Here is a 6887-nt window from a genome sequence, read left to right as displayed (position 1 = left end):
CGCCATCTCCTGCAACGGCGACGGTGAATCATAAAACCCAATCCGTGTCATCAACGCTACGACTCGGAGTTCAAAGGACGTGCTCTAGGATATCGATGCACCGATCCAGATAGAGCGCGCCCGCTTCGGTGAGTGTCACGCGTCGGGTCGTGCGCTGCAGAAGGCGGCAGCCCAAAAGATCCTCGAGCTGGGCGATACGTCGGCTTAACGCGGAGGGGCTGATGCCGAGTTCATCGGCAGCAGCGGCGAAACTCAGCCTCTGGCCGACGGCGGCAAAGGCGCGCATGGCGCCGAAGCGATCGAGATCCTGAAGCGGCATGGTCTTCCGATTGGTGCATTGAAGAGAATGGTTCCGTGCAGGATCGCCCGATTATCTCCACGCATCAATCGGGCACTGTGTCGCCACCTGCAACGGAGACATTCGCCATGCTTAATCCCAAACACACCAGCTTCGCCCTGCTTCTGGCGGGTTTGCTCGGTCTCGGGACCATTGTTCTGCCGGCGGCGGCGCATCACGGCTTCACCGGCGCCTATGACGCGACGAGCCCGCTTTACGTGGAAGGAACCGTGGAGGCAGTGACGCTCGCCTATCCGCATGTCGAAATGACGGTTGCCGTGCCGGCAGACATCACCGTTCCCGATGTCTTGCCCGGGCTGGACGTGCTCGGCATTCCTGATGCGCAGGCAAAGATCGCGCCCATCGAGGCCGACACCTATGATTTGCAAATGGCCGGAACCGAATTCGTCACCGACCTGGCAGACCGGATACAGGTGAACGACCGTGTCTCGCTTGTGGCACTGCGCAACTGCCTGCCGCCACATGAAATCCGCAGCCGCTGGATCCGTGTCGCTTCGGGCGATGTGGTCACCGTCGCCGGTGAGACGCAGGCTGAAGTTCAAGGCTGCGATTGATCCTGGAGCCCGATATGGCGCTTATCGCCGCCCTTGCCGACCAATTGCCCTTTGCCGGCGCTCTGAGGCGCGCCGTTGCGGCTTACGCCTTGGTCAACGCCGTCCACATCCTATGCCTTGGCCTACTGATCGGCTCGATCCTTCCGCTCGATCTGGGGATCGCGGGCATGCGGGGCTTCGGCTGGGCAGTCGCCGTGGCAAGGTCGCTGCGCCGGATGGCGGTTGCGGGCTTTGCCGGGGTTGCATTGACGGGCCTCTACCTCTTCGCGGTTCGGCCGCTCGACTACCTCGGCAACGACGCTTTTCTTCTCAAGATCGCGGCCATTGCGGTTGCAGGGTGCAATGCGCTGACGTTTTCGGTTGTGCGCCACGCCGGCATCCGGCGGTTCCAGGCCGGGGCGTCGCTGACGATCTGGCTGACGGTGTTACTGGCGGGACGCTGGATCGGTTTCGTCTGAATGGCCGATCCATGCGCCGCCTCACACGCCTTTGCCCAAAAAAAGAGGGATCATTGATGCAGTGTCGCCCGCAGATGTCCGCTTTTTGGTCGGGAAGGCACGGACCACACCTCTTATCAGTCGCGGCAATTCTCCTGCTTACCGTATTGCTCTGCTTGGACCGCGTGGCCTTCGCGGAAGCCGAGCACACGACTGGCTTCGCGCGATACGCGAGGGTTGACCGGGCCGACGGTTCTTACAGGGAAATGCTGGTCGACGCGGCCACGCTCAACGCGTTGCAGGCGAATACGCCGCTTCCAGAGGGCGCGACCATTCTGATGGAGAGCTACTATCGTCCCGGTGAGATCGGCTCCATTTTCGCCAAAAGGTTTGAGGGCGGCCGCTGGCTTTACGGCTCGTTCCGATCAGGTGAGCCCTTGCCGACATTTTCCCCCATGCCCCAATGTGCCGGCTGCCACCGCGCCGCCGGAGCTTCGGAGGAGACGTTCACTTTGCGGATGCTGGAGCGCTTTGCGCAAACAGGCGCATTGCAGCAAACCCATTGCAACCGCGCGGGCCGCGCCCCCTGCGAGGCGTCAATCTACTCAGGCCAATGACCGGCGACGGAACGCATCTTACGTCGGTCGGAGACGCCCGTGCCTTGGCTGCCTTTCACTGGACAACGCAGACCGGGAGATTCTTGACGCCATCCGCGCCCGCAGGGCCTATATCGTCACCGCCGTGGAGGCGGTCTCCGCCGATCCCCGCCCACCGTTGATACCCACAAGACGGTCTCGCAGTCGCATCGCGCGGAAGAGCCTGTCTGCCTCGGCAAGGGTTTCTGTGGCCGCGGCGAGATTGGCCCGGCGCTGGGCAAGGCCGAGGGCGCGCAGCGACCGGGCCAGTTCGGGCCGCAACTCCCGTCGCTTCGCAAGCGCGCAGGCTTCTTCGAGCCACGCCAGGTTGGACCGCGAAACCTTCAGTTCCGAAAACCCGCGCAGTACCATGATCTCACTCCAGGGGTCGTCACGCTGGCGGGCAAGCTCCATTGCATGGCCTAGATTGGCTGCAGCTTCCGGCTCCCCCAGCCGCACGCGCAGGCAAGCAAGTACAGCCCTGGCGTGGCATTCGAATTGCGGCAGGTCCATCCTCTCGGCCTCGGTTATGGCGTTTTCAAGGGTGGCATAGGCTGTCTCCAGCTCACCCATCATGAACTCGGCGTGCCCAAGGATCGTGAGAAGCCAGCGTTGCACCAGGAGCGGACCGCTGGGCCCTGACTCCGAGGAGCTTTCTCGCAACTTCTCCACGAGTGCCGCATCCGGGCCACGCAAGACCCCGACCACACCGGAGAAATAAACGGCCGCGCAGCTGTCGACCGGGCGGTCCACCTCGCTGACGACGCGTTGGAGCTCCGCCAGCGACCGATCCGCCTCCTCGAAAAGGCCCAGGTGCGCCTCCGCCTGGGCGCGATGGCCGAGATACCAGACCGAGCGTGCGCCGATCTGGCCGAAGCGCTCGTGTCGCCATTGCTTCGTGAACCGCTCCTCATGCGGGGCAAGCCGTTCGAGCACCTGCCGTGCTTCGCCGCGCAAGATGAGTGCCTGCGAGGCCGCAAGGTCGGACTCCCTGATGCAACGCTCCACGCCGGCCTTGAGTGCACCCTGCTTCAGCGTTTCGGCCGGTTCGAGCGCCTCCTCGTAGCGACCATGGGAACTGTTCAGATAGCTCAGATGCAGGAGAACGTCCGAGATGCGCTGCGGATCACCCAATTCCATCGCCAGCTCGCGGGCTTCCAGCAACGGCGGGAGCGCTTTCCGATACTCGCCTAGCGCGCCGTAGGCGGGCCGCATCCGCACGCGCAGATCGATCGCCTGGGCAAGTGTGTCCTGCGTCTGCGGCAGGGCGTCCACCGCTTTACGCGCGTTTTCGAGAAACTGAGCCGCTGCGGCATAGGCCGAGCGCTCCTCTGCACGGCCGGCCGCAAGCAGCAGATAGTGCGCAGCGACCTCCCACCGTTCGGCCCTAAGCGCATGCTCGGCCAACTGCTCGATGTGATGGTTGATCGAGCCGGCATAGAGCTTTTCCATGGCAGACAGAACGCTCCCATGCAGCTTCCGGCGATCCTCCGTCAGAAGGGAGTCGTAGGCGACGTTTAAGGTCAGCGCGTGCTTAAACGTATATTCCACATGCGGAAAGCTTTGCACCTCGAAGAGGAATTCCAGATCCTGCAGCTTGGCCAGAGCCGAATCCAGCTCGGTTCCTGGCGATAAGAGCCGCAGCAAAGGATACGGCACATTCCGGCCAATCACAGCCGCGATCTGAAGGACTTGTCGCTCAGCCTCCCCGAGTTGCTGAATGCGCGCGGCGATCACCGACTGGACCGTTGAGGGGACGACCACATCCATGACGGCTCTCGTGGCCTGGAAGTGCCCCGGCGGGCCAACGAGAGCGCCGCTCGCAACCAGTGCCCGCACCATCTCTTCCAGGAAAAGCGGCGTCCCCTCGGCACGTTCGGCAAGAAGGGCGCGTAATTCCGGCAGGCTGGGATCGAAACCTAGCAATTCGCTCAGGAACTGTTCCATCTCTTCGCGAACGAAGCGCTCCAGCCGGATCTGCTGGAAATACCCGCGTCGGCTCCAGTTGTGCCGATAATGGGGCCGATAGGTGGCGATCAGCATGATGCGATTGGCGCCGATCGTATCGACGAGCCGGTTCAGGACGGCCTCGCTCTCATTGTCTATCCAGTGGACGTCCTCGACCAGCAGGGCCACCGGTGATTGCCTGCTCATCGCGACCAGGAATGCGCTCATTGCCTTGCAGACCCGCGCGGTTCGCTCCCGTGCGTCGATCTGTTGCCAGGCCTCGTCTTCGAGAGGCAGATCGGCCAGGAAGGAGAGTGGTGGAATATGGTGGGAATCGAGCTTAAGTTCCGCATGCTTGCGCAGGAAGCGGTCACGCGCCTCCGCCAGCGTGTCCTCGCCACGGATGCCGCAGGCCGAAAGCAAGAGCTTCTTCACCACCCCCAGGGAGACGGTCGAATCGAACTCCAGCCCGCCGCTTTCGAGAACCGCGAAGCTTGCCACCTCGTCGATTGCCAGGAATTCGTGAGCGAGCCGCGATTTGCCGAGGCCGGGATCGGCGACGATGCCGACCACCTGTCCATGCCCTTCCCGCACCCGCCGCCACGCCGCAAGCAGGACCTTGAGTTCCGCATCGCGCGCCACAAGTCCCGTCAGCCCGCGGTTTGCTCTCAAGTGCCAGCGGGAAAGGGCATGGTTCTCGTTGATGAGCTCATAGGTGCGCTCGTCCCGTCCGAGCTGCGGGTGCTCCGAATGCCGCATGCGCTGCATCTGGACGTAGCCGCCCGCCGCCGAGCGCGCCCGGGCCGTCGCTGCGATCGTGGCCCTGCGCAGCGCCCGCATCAGGCGGTTGGCGGCGCGCGGCGCCACGCCGTTAAGCTCTACCCGATTGCCGTCGGCGCTCCAGTGCTGGCGTACGACCACCTCGCCGGTATCGATCCCCGCCCTCAACCGCGCCCCGCCCTTTGACAGCTCCTCCACGGCGAGCTTGGCCGCAAGGGCGGCCCGGCAGGCCAGGAAAGCGTGATCTTCGGTGGCCCGCGCCAACCCGAAAGCCGCGGTGACGGTGCCGGCCAGACTGGCCGTCACCACGCCGCCATGGTCTACGATCACCTGCTCCAGGCGATCATAGACGGGCTGGAGCTCATGAACCGCCGCCTCCGGATCGACCGTCTCGAACACATCCAGCGGGCTCACGACCTCCGCCGCCAGCATGGTGACGTGCTGGCGAGCGCGGTCGATGCCCAGCCGGGACTGCGGCAGCGCCAGTTTTTGCATCTCCTCCGGGTCGGCCAGGAAACGGCGCGTTTCCTGCAGGAAAGTGGCGAAGGCGGGTTCGTGCGCGAGGAGCACATGGTTGGCGCTGTTCAGCGGCAGGAAGCGCGCCCCACGGATTTTTGCCGCTATTGCCTGTCCGTGCTCGAACGGAATGACCGCATCGCGGTTCGCGTGCATGACGAGTGTCGGCACGCGAATCCTCGGCAACAGGTCCTCCACGTCGATGTTGGCGGCTTCCTCGAACATCCGGTGCGCCACCTCGGGAGAAACGGTGACGCGCTGCAGCTCGTTGTACCACTCCCTCTGCTCCGGGGTGCCTTCCGGGATAAACATGGAGGTGAACATCTGCCGAAAAACGGGATCGTCCTGTCCCCAGCCCTCGCGCATCAGCGCACCCATCGCCTCGCGGCGAGCGATCTCGCGCGGGTCGCCCCGCTTGCGCCAGCCTTGCGTATAGCCGCCGTAAAGTACCATACCGACCACGCGCTCGGGATGACGTACGGTGTAGGCGATAGAAAGAGGGCAGCCCTGCGAGATGCCCAGCAGGAAGACACGCCGCAGCCCCGCTGCATCGATAATGCTTTCGAGGTCCGAGATCATCGCCTCGAAGGAAAGATCAGCGGGATCCCGATCCGACAGCCCGTTTCCGCGCTGGTCGTAGCGAACGAAGCGGAAATGCTCCGAAAGCCCCTCCATCCAGTGCTTCCACACCGGGCTGTCCCAGTCGCGCTCCAGATGCGACATCCAGTGTGAGGCCCGGACCAGTGGCGGGCCCTCGCCGCTCAGCGCATAGGCGAGCCGCACACCGTCGGGCGTCACACATCTCCGGATTTCCTGCACCAGCGGCTCCTGCCCCCGCGCTCCCCCCGGATACTCCTTGACTCGCGCGGGCTCGGCATCCTCCTCCGACGGTCGGCTCTGGACCATCGCGAGCTGGCGCGCCGCTTCGCTCAGTTTACGGATCTCAGCCCGTAGCGCATCGTCGTCAGGCTGCCGCGCCTGCAGAGTATGCGCATATGGCAGCGCCCGGACCGGCTCGTCGGCGAGCCTGTCAACGAGAACGCGCAGGACGCGAAGCCGTGTCACGTCGAGCTCGTCACCGATCGCAATCCTCCAGGCCTCGAACTCGGGGCAGCGCGGCAGCGATAGGTCATCGAGGAACGGGCCGCGAAAGGCGCCTGCCAACGCCTCCAGCGCATCGGTGTCGAGCATCTCGATTTCGCGGCTGCTAAGACCTCTGAGCGGTGCGATGTCGAGCACTATCCCGCTCTTGTTCAAGTGCACGGTGTTGCGGTCGGCTTCGAGAGCGCCCTCGACGATCTGCCTGATCTTCGACAGGCTCCAGCGTAGCGCACCGCGCGGATCGTCCGGGATCTCCCAAAACATCTCGCACAGCCGTTCGCGGCGCTGCGGCCGGTCGGTCAGGGCAAGATAGGCAAGGAGTGCGCGCGTTTTCTTCGACGGCGGCAGGGGGCTTGCTTCGCCGTTGTGAAGGACGGTCAGGTCTCCGAGAACGCGAATTTCAAGCGACACGGCAACCACCACTCAACTTTTAAATATATCAATTCGAACCTGCTGCCGGAAGCATCCATTTCATCAGGAACAATTCTGGAAGTGGAGCGGCGACCAGTGCCGGTCCCGGCCGCCTGGCATCTAACTTACGTTCTCAGGCAATTGGATA

At 63.9% G+C, this 6887-nt stretch carries 5 protein-coding genes; 3 read left to right on the top strand and 2 right to left on the bottom strand.

Going from position 1 to position 6887, the window contains the following annotated elements; genetic code table 11:
- Positions 1–70: 70 nt before the first annotated feature.
- Complete coding sequence (locus tag GPJ75_RS17170) at positions 71–319, bottom strand: LysR family transcriptional regulator (RefSeq protein WP_163269551.1); 249 nt, start codon at positions 317–319, stop codon at positions 71–73.
- 107 nt (positions 320–426) lie between these two features.
- On the opposite strand from GPJ75_RS17170, the gene GPJ75_RS17165 reads away from it, so the two are divergent.
- From GPJ75_RS17165 to GPJ75_RS17155, 3 genes are all read left to right on the top strand, one after another.
- The gene (locus GPJ75_RS17165; RefSeq protein WP_163269550.1) at positions 427–912 is read left to right on the top strand and encodes a hypothetical protein; all 486 of its coding nucleotides are present in this window, start codon (positions 427–429) and stop codon (positions 910–912) included.
- A gap of 14 nt (positions 913–926) precedes the next feature.
- Complete coding sequence (locus GPJ75_RS17160; protein WP_205602566.1) at positions 927–1370, top strand: DUF2214 domain-containing protein; 444 nt, start codon at positions 927–929, stop codon at positions 1368–1370.
- Between the two features lie 164 nt (positions 1371–1534).
- Positions 1535–1966, top strand: coding sequence for a hypothetical protein (locus GPJ75_RS17155; RefSeq protein WP_205602565.1), 432 nt, complete (start codon positions 1535–1537; stop codon positions 1964–1966).
- A gap of 108 nt (positions 1967–2074) precedes the next feature.
- Here the strand turns inward: GPJ75_RS17155 and GPJ75_RS17150 are convergent, their stop codons facing one another.
- Positions 2075–6739, bottom strand: coding sequence for an alpha/beta fold hydrolase (locus tag GPJ75_RS17150; RefSeq protein ID WP_163269548.1), 4665 nt, complete (start codon positions 6737–6739; stop codon positions 2075–2077).
- Between the last annotated feature and the right edge of the window lie 148 nt (positions 6740–6887).

Source organism: Chelativorans alearensis, from assembly GCF_010993735.1.
GTDB classification, from domain to species: Bacteria; Pseudomonadota; Alphaproteobacteria; order Rhizobiales; family Rhizobiaceae; genus Chelativorans; species Chelativorans alearense.
This window is presented reverse-complemented; position numbering and strand designations above follow the sequence as displayed.

Coding starts and splice junctions, on each gene's coding strand:
- GPJ75_RS17170 (WP_163269551.1), bottom strand. CDS start 319: ATGCCGCTTCAGGATCTCGATCGCTTCGGCGCCATGCGCGCCTTTGCC.
- GPJ75_RS17165 (WP_163269550.1), top strand. CDS start 427: ATGCTTAATCCCAAACACACCAGCTTCGCCCTGCTTCTGGCGGGTTTG.
- GPJ75_RS17160 (WP_205602566.1), top strand. CDS start 927: ATGGCGCTTATCGCCGCCCTTGCCGACCAATTGCCCTTTGCCGGCGCT.